The following is a 15,235-nucleotide window of genomic DNA, read 5'->3' as shown; positions in this document are numbered from 1 at the left end:
CGAATACGGGGGCCGGGCCGTTGCGGCCCGGACGGCAGCGAGGAGTTGTGTGTGAACAGCAGCGGGCAGCAGGACTTGGCGGAGAGCTTCGAGCGGGTTTACCAGGCGGCTTGCCGGATGCTGTGGGCGCAGGGTCGGCCGTCATGGCGGTCGGATCGGCGGACCAAGAGGTGGCCGGATGACCGGTGTACGGCGTTCCAGGAGCTGGAACGGGTGCTGCGGAGTGTGGACAGCGGCTCTTCGCAGCCGGGGGAGTTGTCGGACCCTGCCCGGCATGTGATTGCCCGGCGTGCTCCGGGTGGTGCGGACCGGCCGCTGACGTTCGACGAAGCGCTGCGCGACTGGGAGGAAAGGCTCGCGGCTGACCCGGGCTATCTGGTGGAGCGCAAGGAGGGTGGCTTCACGGACTTGTTCATGGGCCCGGGTTTGTGTGTGGTGATCCCGCATGCGCGGCAGTTGAAGACGCTTTCCATTCTGCGGGAGTTGTACCGCCGGCTGGCGCCCGGGCGGCCTGCCGTGGTGATCGGCTCCGAGGCCGCGGAGCTGAGTGGATTGGCTCATGAGGCGGCTGATGCTTTGCGGGCGCCGTTGGGAGTGGAAGTCCCGACGCCGCATCCGGGGAAGGCGCCGTGGATTTCTCCGGTTTCTCGGCCGGTGTCCGAGGTGCCGGACCTCGAAGCACGCCTGGAAGAGTTGCGGCGTGCGGCGTGGCGTGCGGCGGAAAATGTACCTTCTGTCGAAGAGCTGATGGCTGCGGGGGATCTGTCGGTTGCCAGGTCCGTTGCCGAGGCGGCTGCCGCCCTGCGGGAGTTGTTGGCCGGGCGACCCGCTGTGGTGTGGCAGGAGAAGCACGAGTCCATCGACCCGGCACGCCACCTGGTGTCGGGTTCTGTCCCGGGCAGTACGGGTGGGCAGCCCACGTCGTTCGCTCAGGAAGCCAGTTCCTGGCGGAAGCAATTTGCGCTGGTTCCCGTGCCGTGGACTCCCCCCACGTACCGCCGGCCTCCTGCTCCGGAGATGGGGGACAGGGATGTGGTGCTGTCGTCCACACGGGCCCTGGTCTTCGCGGAATTGCTCGACGAGTTCGCGGCACGCCTGTATCCCGGCAGGCGGTCCGGTGTCATTCATTACGGCGCCTACGACTTCGGCCATTCCCTCATGTGGGGATTCGGGCGGGAGTTGAAGGACATCAGCATCTGACGGAAGGCAGTCCGTGACGGGCCAGCGGTATCGCATCCTTGCGGTCTGCACGCGCAGTGGCATGGGTAAGGGCGGAATTCCGGTCTTCAATGAGCAGATCGCGGTTGCCCTGGGGAGGGAACACGAGGTCACGGTGCTCACGGGGCGGAGCGACACCGCGCCCCACGAGGGTGTCCGCGTGCTCACGATGCCTGACCCCCCCAAGGGCGTGGAGGAAGAGGACTGGCTCAAGCAGCAGGTCGCGCAGGACCCGCGGATTTTCGGCCTGCCCGATCCGCGAGAGCAGTCGTTCGACCTCATCATCGGTCATTCCCGGTTCTCCGGGCCTGCGGCCGTCGTTCTGCGGGACGCCTGGTTCACGGACGCGCGCGTCGCGCATTTCCTTCACACCAGCCCGGAGCGGCTGGCGGAGGTCAAGTACGAGCTGGATCCGGAAAGAGCGCGGACCAAGGCACTGACGGACTCGGCGATTGAACGCGACGTGATGGCGCGTGCCGATATTGTCGTCGGCGTCGGGCCGCTTCTGACCGAGGAGGCGAAACGGCTCGCCTCAACGGGCCCGCATGTGCCCGATGCGCACGAACTGATACCCGGTACGAAGATCGAAGAACTGGTCCAGCACACGGCGTCCAGCGGCAGGCTCAATGTGCTGGCGATGGGACGCGCCGGCGATCCTCTCAAGGGATTCGAGAGCGCCGCAGAAGCTGTCGCGTTGCTGAACGAGTGGGGCCACGAGGTCCACCTCACCATCCGTGGTGCTCCTCCGGAGGAGATCGAGGATGTGCGCGCGGAGTTGCGGGAGATCGGCGGTGATCACGTCGCCGTTGAGCTCTTCACCAAGGATGCCGCCGAGCTTCAGAACGCGGTCGGACAGGCTGATCTCGTCATCATGCCCTCCAAACACGAGGGTTTCGGCCTCGTGGCCACCGAGGCATTGGGGCACGGAATTCCCGTGCTGGTCAACGAGGAGAGCGGCGCGGCGAAGTTCCTCGGCGACGAGCGGCGTTTCGGCCCCGAGCTCGGCAAATCCTGCATCGTTCCCGAACCCGCGGACGCGGAGGACCGTCCGCTCGAGTGGGCAGCGGCAATCCAGCGCGTCCAGGCCGAGCTTCCCGAACGCCGGGAGCAGGCGCGGCAGTTGCGGGAGGTACTGCGTTCGTACTCCTGGGACCACGCGGGCAAGGCGCTGGTCGAGGCCGCCATGCGGGTGCCGGAGGACCGGACGGCGCGGGCCGCGGCGACGCGGGACGTGCAGCAGAAGGTCGTTCCCGGGGCGACCACGCAGGGCCCGGACGGAGCCCTGGTCACCCTGGACCCGGGTGGTTCCGGCGTGGGTAGTGCCGGACCGGGGGGTTCCGGACCGGACGTCCCGCAGCAGGCCGCCGCGGCGGCGCGGGCCCGGGCCCCGGGCCCGCAGACGCGGCTCGCGAAAGCCGCCGGCCTGACGTCACAGGGCCGGCGGACCACGGGGACGGCGGGAGCCGCGGATCAGCAGAAGGCCCGGCCCGGTCCGGCGCCGGGTCAGGGTCAGGGCCAGGGTCAGGGAATCGCACAGCCGGCCCGTCCGCAGATGCCCGGACTGCCCAAGCAGCCGGGGGCTCCGGGGCCGGGTGCTCCGGGGCCGGGCGACAGCCGGAAGCGGTAGAGCCATAAGCCGTACGGACAACCGAGGGGGCGGTATGACGACGCGATGGCGTCCGGACGAAAGCACCGAGTACGAGGTGGCGGCGGAGGTGGTGCACCAGCTCTGCGCGCTCTGCTCGGCGCGCGAGCTCCGGGAGGGGGAGGACCCCCGGACGGTCCGGCACTGGGCGGAGGTCCGGGAGGCCCGGACACGGGAGTTGCGCGCGCTGGACCCGGCGGACCGGGAAGGCGTCGCGCGGTTCACCGGTGAGGTGCGGGAACTCATAGCGGAGTTGCGGCGGGGGACGGCGTGAGCGACGAGACGGGCAAGTGGAAGCTGCCCGACGGCGAGAACCGGCGCATCTTCGAGGAGGTGATCGCTCCCCGTGCGCTGGAGGGGGTGATCCGCCCCGAGCAGCCGCGCATCGTCTTCATCGGAGGCCAGGCCGCGTCGAGCAAGACCACCGGACAGCGCACCGCCCTGGAGAGACTCGGGGAGGAGAGCGGTGTGATCGCGGACTTCGACGCCCTGCTGACCGATCACCCCGACTACGCCGGACTCCTCGCCAGGGACGACCGGACGGCTTCCCAGCTGGCGGGCGGCGACGCCTATGTGTGGATGCGGGATCTGATCCAGCTGGCCAAGGAGGAGCGGCTCAACATCATCCGCGAGGGCCATATGGGCGGCGGCTCCACCGAGCGCGAAGCGGTGGAGTTCCGGGGGCTGGGCTATGCGACCGAGGCCGATGTCATGGCCGTTCCGGCGGCGATCAGCAGGACGGCGAATCTCCACCGCTACCAGGAGATGCGGGAGATGTCGCTGCACGGCCGCCTGGTCGCGACGGAGATCCACGACAAGGCGTACCAGGGGATTCCCAGGACGCTCCAGGGCGTCGACGAACGGAAGTTCCTCGACGCGGTGAGGCTGCACCGCTGGGGCGGCGGCGTCGTCCACGAGAACGCTCTCGGAGCGGACGGTGAGTGGAGAGCTCCGGCGCAGGCCCGGGAGGCGCTGGAGCGGGAGCGGACGCGTCCGCTGGACCGCGAGCAGGCGGCGTGGCTGCAGGAGCGGTTCGACCATTTGAGCCGGGCGCTTCCCGCCGATCTCCGTCCCCAGCTCCAGGAGATCCGGGCTCTCGCCCGCCAGGTCGGGGTGACGGACCTCGGGCAGGGCAGCAGTGTGTCGGTCGCCGCAGCCGCCGGGTTGCACCGCAGGACGGCGGCGCGGGCCGAGGGCGGTCCGGCGCAGGGCGGAGCTGCTCAGGGGAGTCGGGCTCAGGGCGGTCCGGCGCAGAGCGGGCCCGCTCAGGGGGCACGAACCCAGGGGGGTCCGGCGCAGGGCGGACGAACTCAGGGCGGTCCGGGCAGCCGGGTTCCGCCGCCCGCCGCGCCGGGAACGGGGCGCCAACTGCCGCCGCAGCAGGGCCGCCCGTCCGGGCCGCAGGGCGGCCCGGGTGGCGGACCCGGCCGCTGAGCGGCCTCCCCTCCCCGGCTCTCCCCGTTCCGGCCGCATCCGGCCACCGGTGCTGCGGCCGTCGGCTCTCGGCCCTCGGCGTGGCCCGGGCGGGGAGGTCAGCGGTCGGGAACGGTCTCCACGGTGACCTCGGTGCGGGCGAGCGCGTTCGCGTCCGCGCCGATCGAGCGGCGCAGGGCCTCGTGGAGGCGGGCCGGGGTGAGGACGCCCAGGAAGTGGTCGCCGTCCAGTACCGCGATCCAGCCGGCGTCGTGCTGGAGCATGGTGGCGAACGCCTGCTTGAGCGAGGAGCCGACCGGAAGCCACGCCTCCATCCGGCGGGTGTGGTGCCGGACGGTGTTGTCGTCCCCGGCGTCCCCGGCCGCCCCGGCGGAACCCCTCGCGTCGCTTCCCAGCCCGGCCCCGGAGCCGGTCCCCGGACCGGAGGGGGTGGCTCCGGCGGCGGCTCCGGCCCGGGCCGCGTCGGCCGGCAGCCAGCCGTGGAGCCGTCCCGCGTCGTCCAGGACGACCGCCCAGCGCGCCCCCTCAGCCGTCAGCCGGCGCACGGCCGTGCCGAGCGGGTCGTCGAGGCGGACCATGGGCGGCCGCTCCAGGTCGCCCGCTTCGACGGGGGTGACCGAGAGCCGTTTCAGGCCGCGGTCCGCGCCCACGAAGCCGGCGACGTACTCGGTGGCCGGGGCGCCCAGCACGGCGGCCGGGGCGTCGAACTGCTCGATCGTCCCCTGCCCGTAGACCGCGATGCGGTCGCCGAGACGGACGGCCTCCTCCAGGTCGTGGGTGACGAAGAGAACCGTCTTGCGCAGCGTCGCCTGGAGCTTCAGGAACTCGTTCTGCAGCCGCTCGCGGACCACCGGGTCGACGGCTCCGAACGGTTCGTCCATCAGCAGGACGGGCGGGTCGGCGGCCAGCGCGCGGGCGACTCCGACGCGCTGGCGCTGCCCGCCGGAGAGCTGGTCGGGATAGCGGTCGCCGTACACGGCCGGGTCCAGGCCGACGAGGTCGAGGAGTTCGGCGGCGCGCTCGCGGACCGCCTTCCGGGGGCGGCCCAGCAGGCGCGGCACGGTGGCGGTGTTGTCGAGGACGGTGCGGTGCGGGAAGAGGCCGACCTGCTGGATGACGTAGCCGATGCGGCGGCGCAGCCGTACCGGGTCGGCCGCGGCGATGTCCTCCCCGTCCAGCAGGATCCGGCCGGAGGTGGGCTCGATCAGCCGGTTGACCATCTTCATCGTGGTCGTCTTGCCGCAGCCCGACGGACCGACGAGGGTGACGAGTTCACCCTCCGCGACCTCGAAGGAGAGATCGTTCACGGCGGTCGTGCCGTCGGGATAGCGCTTGGTCACCTGCTCGAAGCGGATCAAGGGTCCCCCCGGGACGACGGCTCCGGCTCTCCGGCCGGGCGACGGGCGCCCGTGCCGGATCCGGCGGCCCACGATACCGGCGCGCCACCGTTTCCCGGGGAGTTGTCCGACCCGGGGGATAGGGTCGCCGCACAGTGAGCATGAGGAGAACGTGACGCGGGACCACGCACGGGCACCACGGGCACCACGGGGACGGGCAGGCGGAGAGAAGCGCGGAGAGAACGGCTGACAACGCACCGCGAGGGGGACGGTCGTGAGCGGGCAGAGCTGTCTGACGGCGAACGAATGGATCTGCGGGGAGTATCTCCGCACGCGCTCGCAGGAGTTGCTGGACGCCACCGCGCAGCATGTGCTGATCGCGCTCTCCTCGGTGGTGATCGGGCTGCTGGCCGCCTTTCCGCTGGCGCTGCTGGCCCGCCGGTGGCGCGGGCTGGCCGGCCCGGTGCTGGGGCTGACGACCGTCCTCTACACGGTTCCGTCGCTCGCCATGTTCGCCCTGCTGATGCCGGTGTTCGGGCTGTCGGCCTCGGTGGTGGTGACGGGGCTCGCCCTGTACTCGCTGACGGTGCTGGTGCGGAACATCCTGGCCGGGCTCGACGCCGTCCCCGACGGCGCGCGTGAGGCGGCGCGCGGGATGGGATACGGCCCGGCCCGGCTGCTGTTCGAGGTGGAGATACCGCTCGCGCTGCCCGCGCTGATGGCAGGACTGCGGATCGCCGCGGTCTCCGCCGTGTCCCTGACGACGGTCGGCGCGATCGTCGGCCACGGCGGTCTGGGCAATCTCCTCTACGCGGGTCTGGACAGCTTCTTCCGGGCCCAGGTGCTGACCGCCTCGGTGATCTGTGTGCTGCTGGCCGTGCTGGCGGATCTGCTGCTGCTCGGGGCGCAGCGGCTGCTGACGCCCTGGACGCGGCACATACGGTCCGCCGGGGCGTCCGCACGGCCGGGTGGCGCCGGGCCGTCCTCCCCTCCCGCGGTCCCCCGGGCGGCGGCTCCGGCGTCCGATCCTTCCGCCGCCCCGGCGGCGAAGGCGGGCTGAGCACATGGACGTCCTGGCGGAAGCCTGGAACTGGCTGACCACGGAGGCGCATTGGGCCGGTGGCGCGGGCGCGGGGCGGCGGCTCACCGAGCATCTGTGGCTGACGGCGGTCAGCCTCGGGCTCGCCTGCGCCGTCGCGCTGCCCGTGGCGCTGTACCTGGGGCACCGGGGGCGGGGCGGAGCGCTGGCCGTCAACATCTCCAACGCGGGGCGCGCGGTGCCGACGTTCGCGGTGCTGGTCCTGCTCACGCTCACCCCGCTGGGCCGCCACGGCGACCTGCCGACGGTCATCGCGCTGGTGCTGTTCGCGGTGCCGCCGCTGCTGACCAACGCCTACGTCGGGATGCGCGAGGCGGACCGGGACGTCGTGGAGGCCGCGCGGGGCATGGGGATGTCCGGCGGCCAGGTGTTCGCCCGGGTCGAACTCCCGCTGGCCTTCGCACTGATCATGACGGGGGTGCGGTCGGCGGCGATCCAGGTCGTCGCCACGGCAACCCTCGCCGGGCTGGTGGGCGGCGGCGGGCTGGGCCGGATCATCACGGCGGGGTTCAACACCTACAGCACCCCGCAGGTGGTGGCCGGGGCGCTGCTGGTCGCCGCGGTGGCGCTGGCCGTCGAGGCGCTGTTCGCGCTGGCGCAGTGGCTGCTCGACCCGATCCGGCGCAGGGGCTCCGCGGCGGGGCCCGGGGCGGCGGCGGGCGGTACCCGGGTGGCGCCGTGACCGGGGTGCGCCGCCTCCGGCCCCGGCTTCGGGTGCGCCGGGTGCCCGGGGCCTCCGCCGGCGCCCGGGCCACGGGCCGCCCGCGTCCGTCCCCGGTCCCGTCCTCCCGGTCCGCGGGCCCCGCCTGCTGTCCCGTGGACCGGCCCGCGCGGCAGCCTCCCGGCCGCCCACCGGGCCCGTACGCCGATCACCACGCTTCCGTATCCCCGTCCCCACCCCGTCCCCATCTCCTCCCCGTCCCCGTGAACGAGCAGGAAGGTCTCCCGATGACCCGAATCGCGCACTCCGTCCGCTTCCGCCGCGTCCTCTCCGCGGCCGCCGGCCTCGCCGTCCTGACCGCGGGGCCGACCGGCTGCGGAGGCGGGAGCCTGGAGGAGAAGGGCGGTGGTGGAACCGGTGATTCCGGCAAGGGCTCGCTGGTCATCGGCTCGGCCGGCTTCACGGAATCCGCGCTGATGGCCGAGTTGTATGCGGCGCTGCTGGCGGATGCCGGTTACGACACCACGGTCAAGACGCTCAAGAACCGGGAGTTGTACGAACCGGCGCTGGAGAAGGGCGAGATCGATGTCGTGCCGGAATACGCGGCCACGCTCGCCGAATTCCTCAACGCCAAGGAGAACGGCCCGAAAGCCGAGCCCGTCGCCTCCAACGATGTCGGCGAGACCGTCGCCGCGCTGAAGAAGCTTGCCGGGCCGCGCGGTCTGAAGGTACTCCGTGCGGGTGAAGCCGTGGACCAGAACGCCTTCGCCGTCACGGAGGAATTCGCGGAGAGGAACGATCTTGAGACGCTCTCCGATCTGGGGGCCTCCGGGAAGCCCATCAGGCTGGCCGCGGGCGACGAGTGCGACATCCGCCCGTTCTGCCGGCCCGGTCTGGAGAAGACCTACGGCATCGACATCACCGCCGTCGACCCCAAGGGCGTCGGCACCCCGCAGGCCAAGCAGGCGGTCAAGGACGGCACCGACCAGATGGTGCTGACCACGACCACCGACGCCACGCTGGAGGAATTCGGGCTGGTCCTGCTCGCCGACGACAAGGGACTCCAGAACGCCGACAATGTGCTCCCCGTGGTGAACGCCGAGGACGCCGGCGGCAAGGACATCGAGACGGCGCTCGGCCGGCTCACCGACACCCTCTCCACCCGCGATCTCGTCGAACTCAATCGCCGGGTCGACGCCGACCGGGAGAAGCCCGCGGATGTGGCGGCCGACTACCTCAAGTCCAAAGGACTGCTTGACACGTAACCGGCGGAAAACAGATTGTCGTCGTGGTCCCCATCTACGTCAGGCGCACGGTAAGTTTCTGGCCATGCCACGTGGACGCCACCGCCATTCGCCACCCCTGCACCGGCTTCTGCCCCCGTCGACCGTCATCGGTGTCTCGGCCGCCTGTGCCGTCGGCGCCCTGCTCACCGACGATCCGGTGGGGCTCCGGTTGCTGGTGGTGGCCGCGGCGGCCACCGCCGTCACCGGCGCGGTGCTCATGCGCGCCTGGGACCGGGCCGCCGGCAAGCAGGTCGCCGACCTCCACCGGGCCCGCACGCGCGACGAGTGGCGCGCCGAGGAGCGGATCGCCGAACTGGAGTCGGACGTCGAGGAGTTCCGCGAGCTCCGCGGGGAGCTGGAGGCCAAGCTGCGCGCCAAGCGCACCGAACTGGCCCGGCTCCGCAACGAGCACGCCGGGCTGCTGCGCCGCTACGCCACCGCGGAGACCGAACGGGCCAGCGCCCTGGAGGGCCGCCGCCTGCTCGCGATCGAGGCCGGGCCCGCCAGGCCCGTCCTCGGCGGGGACGGCACCCCGACACCGGCGGCCTACCTCCGGGCCTCCGAGGCGCTGCGGCGGCTGGCCCGCAACGGCGCCCGCCAGCAGGCCGAGCGCACGGTCACGGCCGCCCGCAGGCGGGAGGCCGAGCAGGCCGGCCACGGTGAGGCGGACGAGCCCCGGGGGAAGCACGCGGCGGCCGCCGGGAGCGACGGCGGTGACCGCACGGCCGCCGATCCCAGCACCCCCGCGCCGCGCGAGCAGCACACGATGCCGGCCGCGGCGGCCGTGGTGCCGTACGAGCCCCGGCGCGGCAGCGCACCGCGCACCGAAGGCGGTTTCGACTTCTTCGGTACGCAGTCCGAACGGGCCGCGCGGCAGCGCCCGGAGCTGACGGCCGTCGCCCCGGAAGATGATCTGGCCGATGTGGTCGGCGCCGAGGCGCTCGCCGAGCACGAGGCGCGGCAGGGGCCGGCCGGGCAGGACGAGCCGGCCGGGCAGGACGAGCCGGCCGGACAGGAGGAGCCGACCGGGCAGAGCGAGCCGACTGGGGAGGACGAGCGGCCCGCCCGGCGCGACGACGGCTCCGCGCGGGCCGGCGGGTCCGGACGGCCGCAGCCGGCGAAGCGGACCCGGCAGACGCCTCCGCGGGGCAAGCGCACCGGGCAGCGGGACGAGCCGCGTTCCGGGCAGGGCCGCGGACCGCAGCCGCTCTCCCGGAAGCAGCAGTCCGAGCGGCGGCAGCCGCCGCGGCAGACCGGCCCGGCCTCCGCGACCCCGGAGCCCGAGGAGCCGGAGCACGCGCAGAACGAGGTCATCGACCTGACCGAGCACGACGAGACCGAACAGCTCAACCTCAGTGAGCTGCGCGCCCACTCCTCCTGACCGCCGTACCGGAGCCCCGCACCAGTGAGCCCTCGCCCGGGCTCCGCACGGGCCGTGCCGCACGGACCACACCGGCATCACCGCCGCTCCGACGCTCCCGTCGGGGCGGCGGTGCCATGTGACAGCGGGGCGGCACCGGGCGGCCGGGCACCCGGACGTATGGACACACGGAGAGGGCTCCGGCGCCGCGGACCGTCCCCGCACACAAGGCGGGGCGGCGGCCCGGGCCCGGTGGGGACACGGCCGCGGTCCGGTCCGGGCCGCAGTCCACCCGGCCGCGACCCCGCCCGCCCGGACCCCGTTACTTGTCGACGTCGCCGACGACGAAGAAGAGCGACCCCAGGATCGCCACCATGTCCGCGACCAGTGTCCCCGGCAGCAGTTCGGCCAGCGCCTGGATGTTGTTGAACGAGGCCGAGCGCAGCTTCAGCCGGTACGGCGTCTTCTCGCCCTTCGACACCAGGTAGTAGCCGTTCAGCCCGAGCGGGTTCTCCGTCCAGGCGTAGGTGTGCCCCTCGGGCGCCTTGAGCACCTTGGGCAGCCGCAGGTTGACCGGCCCGGGCGGCAGCGCGGTGAGCCGGTCCAGACAGGCGTCGGCCAGGTCCAGCGCGACACGGGTCTGCTCCAGCAGGCATTCGAAGCGGGCCAGGCAGTCGCCCTCGTCACGGGTGACCACCTTCAGCACGTCGCCCAGCTCGCCGTAGGCCAGATACGGCTCGTCGCGGCGCAGGTCGAAGTCGACCCCGGAGGCGCGCGCGATGGGCCCGCTGATCCCGTAGGCGTGCACCGCCCCGGGCGACAGCACACCCACGCCGCGGGTGCGGCCGCGGAAGATCTCGTTGCCGAGCACCAGGTTGTCGTAGTCGCTCATCCGGGACCGCACGGAGGCCACGGCCTGCCGGACCCGGCCGGTCCAGCCCGCGGGCAGGTCCTCCTTGAGCCCGCCGACCCGGTTGAACATGTAGTGCATCCGGCCGCCGGAGATCTCCTCCATGACGGCCTGCAGGTCCTCGCGCTCCCGGAAGGCGTAGAACACCGGGGTGATCCCGCCGAGTTCGAGCGGGTACGAGCCGAGGAACATCAGATGGTTCAGCACCCGGTTCAGCTCGGCGAGCAGGGTCCGCGTCCACACGGCCCGCTCGGGTACCTCCATGCCGAGCATGCGCTCGACGGCGAGCACCACGCCCAGCTCGTTCGAGAACGCCGAGAGCCAGTCGTGCCGGTTGGCGAGCACGATGATCTGGCGGTAGTCGCGCGCCTCGAACAGTTTCTCCGCGCCCCGGTGCATATAGCCGACGACCGGCTCGGCGGAGAGGATGCGCTCCCCGTCCAGCACGATCCGCAGCCGCAGCACGCCGTGCGTGGACGGATGCTGCGGGCCGATGTTGAGCACCATGTCCGTGCTCTCCGCCGCGCCGCCGATCCCGACTGTCGTCTCCGTCATGGGAACAGTCTGGCAGTTGCGGAGTCCGCCTACGCTGGGGGCATGGACACGGGGACGGACACGGCCGGTGACACGAGCGCGGACGACGGCACCGCGGGCGACGGCACGGCGGCCGGCATCGACGCCGACTGGACCCCGCTGCCGCGCGGACTGCTGCGGCTGCGCCGCTTCGTCCTCGCGGCGACGGTGCCCGTACTGACCGCCGGCCCGGGCGCCCTGCTGTGGTTCACCGCCGGGCCGGTCTGGGCCCTCTTCGCCGTGCCGCCGGCGCTCCTCGGAGGCTGGGGCTGGTGGCTGCTGGAGCGCAACTGGCGCTCCTGGCGGTACGCCGAGCGGGCCGACGACCTGCTGATCAGCCGGGGGGTGCTGTGGCGGGAGCTGACCGTGGTGCCGTACGGGCGGATGCAGCTCGTGGAGGTCACCTCCGGGCCGCTGGAACGGCACTTCGGTCTGGCGAGCGTGCAGCTGCACACCGCCGCGGCCGCCTCCGATGCCCGTATCCCCGGTCTGCTGCCGTCGGAGGCCGCCCGGCTGCGCGACCGGCTCACCGAACTCGGCCAGTCCCGATCGGCGGGGCTGTGACCGGCGCGGGGCCCGGCACCGAACGGAACGGCGGCGGGGCGGGCCCGGGGCCGGACCCGGAGCCCGGCAACGGCACCGGCACTGGCACTGGCACTGGCAACGGCACCGGAGCCGGCACCGGGCCGGGCGGTCCCGCTCCCGCTCCCGGTCCCGGCTCCGGTCCCGCTCCGGGCTCCCGTCCCGGCCCACGCCGCAGCGGCGGGCCGGACCACGGCCCCGGTACGGGGAGCCCGCTGCCCGCCGGACGCGGCCCCGGCCGCCCCTCCCGGGGACCGGGCCGGCCCCCTCCGCCGGCCCGGCCACCGAAGTCGCGCCCGCCCCCGGCACCACTCCCGCCCCGGCACCGGTGCCGCCCTGCCTTCGGCCGCGGTGCCCCCGGCGAGCGCCGGCTCCACCCCGTCACCCCGCTGCGCCGCGCCTGGGCGCCGATCGCCATCGCCGTCGGGTGGGTGATCCACGATCTCGACCAGGCACAGAAGTGGATCGACGCGCTGACCCTCACCCATGCCCTCCTCGGCCTGCTGGTGATCATCCCGGCCGCGGCCGCGTACGGCTTCCTCAGCTGGTGGTTCACCCACTTCTCCGTGACCGACACCGAACTGCGCATCCGTACCGGCCTGTTGTTCCGGCGCACCGCGCACATCCGGCTCGACCGGCTCCAGGCCGTGGACGTCACGCAGCCACTGCTGGCCCGCGTCATCGGCGTCGCCAAGCTCAAGCTCGACGTCCTGGGCACCGACGCCAAGGACGAACTGGCGTTCCTGAGCAACAAGGAGGCCCGGGAGCTCCGCGCCGAGCTGCTGGCCCGTGCGGCAGGCATCGCCCCGGAGTCCGCGCGGGACGTCGGCGAGGCGCCCGCGCGGCAGCTCGCGCGGGTCCACCCCCGGACCCTCGCCGTGGCGATCCTGCTGCTCGCCGGGGTCTGGGTGGGCCTCGCCGCCGCGGCCGGCGTCACGGCGGTCGTCTGGGCGCTCAGCGGCAGCCCCTGGCCGGCTCTGGCGGCGGCGATTCCGTCGATGGGCGCCTTCTGGGCGGCGAGCGCGGGCCGGTACATCACCGAGTACGACTGGACGGTGGGTGAGTCCCCGGACGGGCTCCGGCTCGACCACGGGCTCCTCGACCGGACGCACGAGACGGTGCCGCCGGGGCGCGTGCAGACCGTGCGGATCGTCGAACCGCTGTTGTGGCGGCGGCGCGGCTGGGTCCGGGTCGAACTGGACGTCGCCGGTTCGAAGAACACCGTGCTGCTGCCCGTGGCGGACCGGGACACGGCGGGCATGGTGATCGCGCGTGTGCTGCCGGGGGTGGACGTACGGGCGGTCGCCGGCGCGATGCGTCCGGTGCCGCGCCGGGCGCGCTGGTGCGTGCCGCTGTGGTGGCGGGGCTACGGATTCACGGCCGAGGGGCCGGTGTTCGCGGCCCGGCACGGACTGGTGAGCCGCACGCTGTCGCTCGTCCCGCACGCGAAGGTGCAGAGCGTACGGCTCCGCCAGGGGCCGTGGACGCGGGCGCGCGGGCTGGCCGACGTCACCGTGGACACCGGCGCCAACAAGTCGGTGACGGCCCGGCTCCGCGACGCCGCCGAGGCGCGGGCCGTGATCCGGGCCCAGGCCGACCGCTCCCGGACGGGCCGCCGCGAGGCACTGCCGGACCGGTGGATGACGGGCCGCTGACGGAGCCCTGCCGGACAGCCCTCATGGCCGTCTATGGCCGCCTCCCCGCCGTGCTCTCCGCCTCTCCCGCCGTCAGGTCCGCCGGCAGTGCGATGCCGACCGGCTGGAGCAGCCAGCCGAACGCGCCCAGGCCGGCCGGGTCGGTGAGTTCCGCCGCCTCGCCGGCCCGGCTCAACGCCCGCACATACGCCGCCGGATGGTGCGACGCGAGGGCGAGGGGCGGCCTGCCGCCGCTGACGCCGAGCGCCCGCAGTGCCTCCCGCTGGGTCAGCAGGACCGGAGCACCGGACGACGGCGGTCCGGAGCCGCGCGCGGTTTCCCGCCCGTCCTTGTGCCCGCCCTCCCGCCGGCTGTCGTGCCCCGCTTCCCCACCGCTCTCCCGCCGGGCTCCCGGCCCCGGTTCCCGCCGGCCGTCTGCCGCGGCCGGACGCGCGCCCCTTCGCGCGCCCTCGCGCGCGTCCCTCTCCGCGACCGTCCTCCGTCCCGCCTCCGCACAGGCGTCCAGAGCGACATGGGCCGTGATGTCGCAGGAACCGTCCGGCACGGGCGGCACCTCGCGGCCGGCCCGGAAGCCCGTCAGCGTGCCCCGCGGCGGCCGGGACGCCCGCGTGTGGGCGTAGTCGGCGGCCACCGCCAGGCCGCTCTCCAGGGCACGCACGGCCCGCGCCCAGGCCGCGTCCCTCGGGCGGCCGATCTCCGCGCGCGTGCCCGGCCCGGAGTCCGCGGGCCACCACCGGCGCAGCCATTCCGCGTCCGGTCCGGTGACGGGTCCGCCCAGGGTCTCCCGCCCGTCCGGGCCGGCGAGGACCAGCCGCGGGGTCCCCCGGGGGTCCGTCTCCGCCACGTCGACGGGGATGTTGTCCAGCCACTCGTTGGCGAACAGCAGTCCCCGCAGCCCCTCTTCCGGAGCCGGGAGTCCCCGCCGCCAGACGATCCGGGGATCGAGCCCGCCGGGGCGCGCGGCGCGCTCCACGGCGTACGGGCGCAGCCGTGCGCCCAGGGCCGGCGGGACGGCCGCGAGAACGCCGGTGAGCAGTTCGCCGCGTCCCGCGCCGACATCCACCAGTGCCAGGTCCGCCGGCCGCCCCAGTGCGCGGTCCACCCGTGCCAGCAGCTCCGCCACCGCGTCCGCGAAGAGGGGCGAGGCATGGACGGAGGTACGGAAGTGGCTCGCGGGCCGCTCGCGCAGATAGAAGCCGCCCGGTCCGTAGAGCGCCCGCTCGGTGGCCTGCCGCCACCCCCGCGGGCCGGACGGGACCTCCGGGCCCGGCGAGCAGCCGCCCGGGAGCGGCCCCGGCGCCCCGCCGCGCCGCCCCGCCACGGCCCCTCCCGCCACGGCCGCCGCCCCGTCACCGCTGCCGCCGTCCCCGCCCGCGCCCTCGCTCGTCATCCGACCACGGTATGCGCGCCCCGCGGAGGCGCCGGTGATGGGTGATGTGTCCACCTTGGGGAGTAGGCCCGCGAACCGAGGATCG

13 protein-coding genes are annotated in these 15,235 nt (G+C 73.8%); 10 read left to right on the top strand and 3 right to left on the bottom strand.

Annotated features, from left to right (window positions below; all coding sequences use genetic code 11):
• Nucleotides 1-51 precede the first annotated feature (51 nt).
• Genes E4N63_RS14240 through E4N63_RS14225 form a run of 4 tightly spaced genes read left to right on the top strand, consistent with a single transcriptional unit; the run spans nt 52 to nt 4,297 of the window.
• Nucleotides 52-1,200: a hypothetical protein gene (locus E4N63_RS14240; protein WP_125624984.1), complete on the top strand. Its 1,149-nt coding sequence runs from the start codon at nt 52-54 to the stop codon at nt 1,198-1,200.
• A gap of 13 nt (nt 1,201-1,213) precedes the next feature.
• A complete protein-coding gene (locus tag E4N63_RS14235) occupies nt 1,214-2,845 on the top strand; it encodes a glycosyltransferase family 4 protein (protein ID WP_230240841.1) in 1,632 nt (543 codons plus the stop codon).
• Between the two features lie 34 nt (nt 2,846-2,879).
• On the top strand, nt 2,880-3,137 hold the full coding sequence (locus tag E4N63_RS14230; RefSeq protein WP_230240840.1) for a hypothetical protein: 258 nt from the start codon (nt 2,880-2,882) through the stop codon (nt 3,135-3,137).
• Nucleotides 3,134-4,297 carry a zeta toxin family protein gene (locus E4N63_RS14225; RefSeq protein WP_230240839.1) on the top strand — a complete coding sequence of 388 codons (1,164 nt, stop codon included), beginning with the start codon at nt 3,134-3,136 and terminating at the stop codon, nt 4,295-4,297. The genes E4N63_RS14230 and E4N63_RS14225 overlap by 4 nt, the downstream gene beginning before the upstream one ends.
• A gap of 98 nt (nt 4,298-4,395) precedes the next feature.
• Here the strand turns inward: E4N63_RS14225 and E4N63_RS14220 are convergent, their stop codons facing one another.
• Nucleotides 4,396-5,655, bottom strand: coding sequence for an ABC transporter ATP-binding protein (locus tag E4N63_RS14220; protein WP_230240838.1), 1,260 nt, complete (start codon nt 5,653-5,655; stop codon nt 4,396-4,398).
• 253 nt (nt 5,656-5,908) lie between these two features.
• Here E4N63_RS14220 and E4N63_RS14215 point away from each other — a divergent pair, with 253 nt between their 5' ends.
• The 4 genes from E4N63_RS14215 to E4N63_RS14200 all read left to right on the top strand — a co-directional run bounded on the left by E4N63_RS14215 (nt 5,909) and on the right by E4N63_RS14200 (nt 10,061).
• Nucleotides 5,909-6,694: an ABC transporter permease gene (locus E4N63_RS14215; RefSeq protein WP_230240837.1), complete on the top strand. Its 786-nt coding sequence runs from the start codon at nt 5,909-5,911 to the stop codon at nt 6,692-6,694.
• A gap of 4 nt (nt 6,695-6,698) precedes the next feature.
• Complete coding sequence (locus E4N63_RS14210) at nt 6,699-7,415, top strand: ABC transporter permease (protein ID WP_230240836.1); 717 nt, start codon at nt 6,699-6,701, stop codon at nt 7,413-7,415.
• A 266-nt stretch (nt 7,416-7,681) separates the two neighbouring features.
• Nucleotides 7,682-8,659 (top strand): ABC transporter substrate-binding protein, encoded by a 978-nt coding sequence (locus E4N63_RS14205; protein WP_125626870.1) that lies wholly within the window; start codon nt 7,682-7,684, stop codon nt 8,657-8,659.
• Between the two features lie 64 nt (nt 8,660-8,723).
• Entirely contained in the window at nt 8,724-10,061 is a 1,338-nt protein-coding gene (locus E4N63_RS14200) for a hypothetical protein (protein WP_308188691.1), read from the top strand.
• Nucleotides 10,062-10,362: 301 nt separating this feature from the next.
• On the opposite strand, the gene E4N63_RS14195 is transcribed toward E4N63_RS14200, so the two are convergent.
• A complete protein-coding gene (locus E4N63_RS14195) occupies nt 10,363-11,505 on the bottom strand; it encodes an NADH-quinone oxidoreductase subunit D (protein WP_125626872.1) in 1,143 nt (380 codons plus the stop codon).
• 42 nt (nt 11,506-11,547) lie between these two features.
• Between E4N63_RS14195 and E4N63_RS14190 the strand changes: the two genes are divergently transcribed.
• Together E4N63_RS14190 and E4N63_RS14185 are read left to right on the top strand one after the other, a co-directional pair.
• A complete protein-coding gene (locus E4N63_RS14190; protein ID WP_125626873.1) occupies nt 11,548-12,087 on the top strand; it encodes a PH domain-containing protein in 540 nt (179 codons plus the stop codon).
• Nucleotides 12,088-12,320: 233 nt separating this feature from the next.
• The gene (locus tag E4N63_RS14185; RefSeq protein ID WP_230242481.1) at nt 12,321-13,760 is read left to right on the top strand and encodes a PH domain-containing protein; all 1,440 of its coding nucleotides are present in this window, start codon (nt 12,321-12,323) and stop codon (nt 13,758-13,760) included.
• A 31-nt stretch (nt 13,761-13,791) separates the two neighbouring features.
• On the opposite strand, the gene E4N63_RS14180 is transcribed toward E4N63_RS14185, so the two are convergent.
• The gene (locus E4N63_RS14180; protein WP_230240835.1) at nt 13,792-15,150 is read right to left on the bottom strand and encodes an SAM-dependent methyltransferase; all 1,359 of its coding nucleotides are present in this window, start codon (nt 15,148-15,150) and stop codon (nt 13,792-13,794) included.
• Between the last annotated feature and the right edge of the window lie 85 nt (nt 15,151-15,235).

Source organism: Streptomyces sp. MNU89, from assembly GCF_020982505.1.
Taxonomy (GTDB): domain Bacteria; phylum Actinomycetota; class Actinomycetes; order Streptomycetales; family Streptomycetaceae; genus Streptomyces; species Streptomyces xinghaiensis.
The sequence above is the reverse complement of the archived record's forward strand: the minus strand, read 5'-3'. Positions and strand labels throughout refer to the sequence as shown.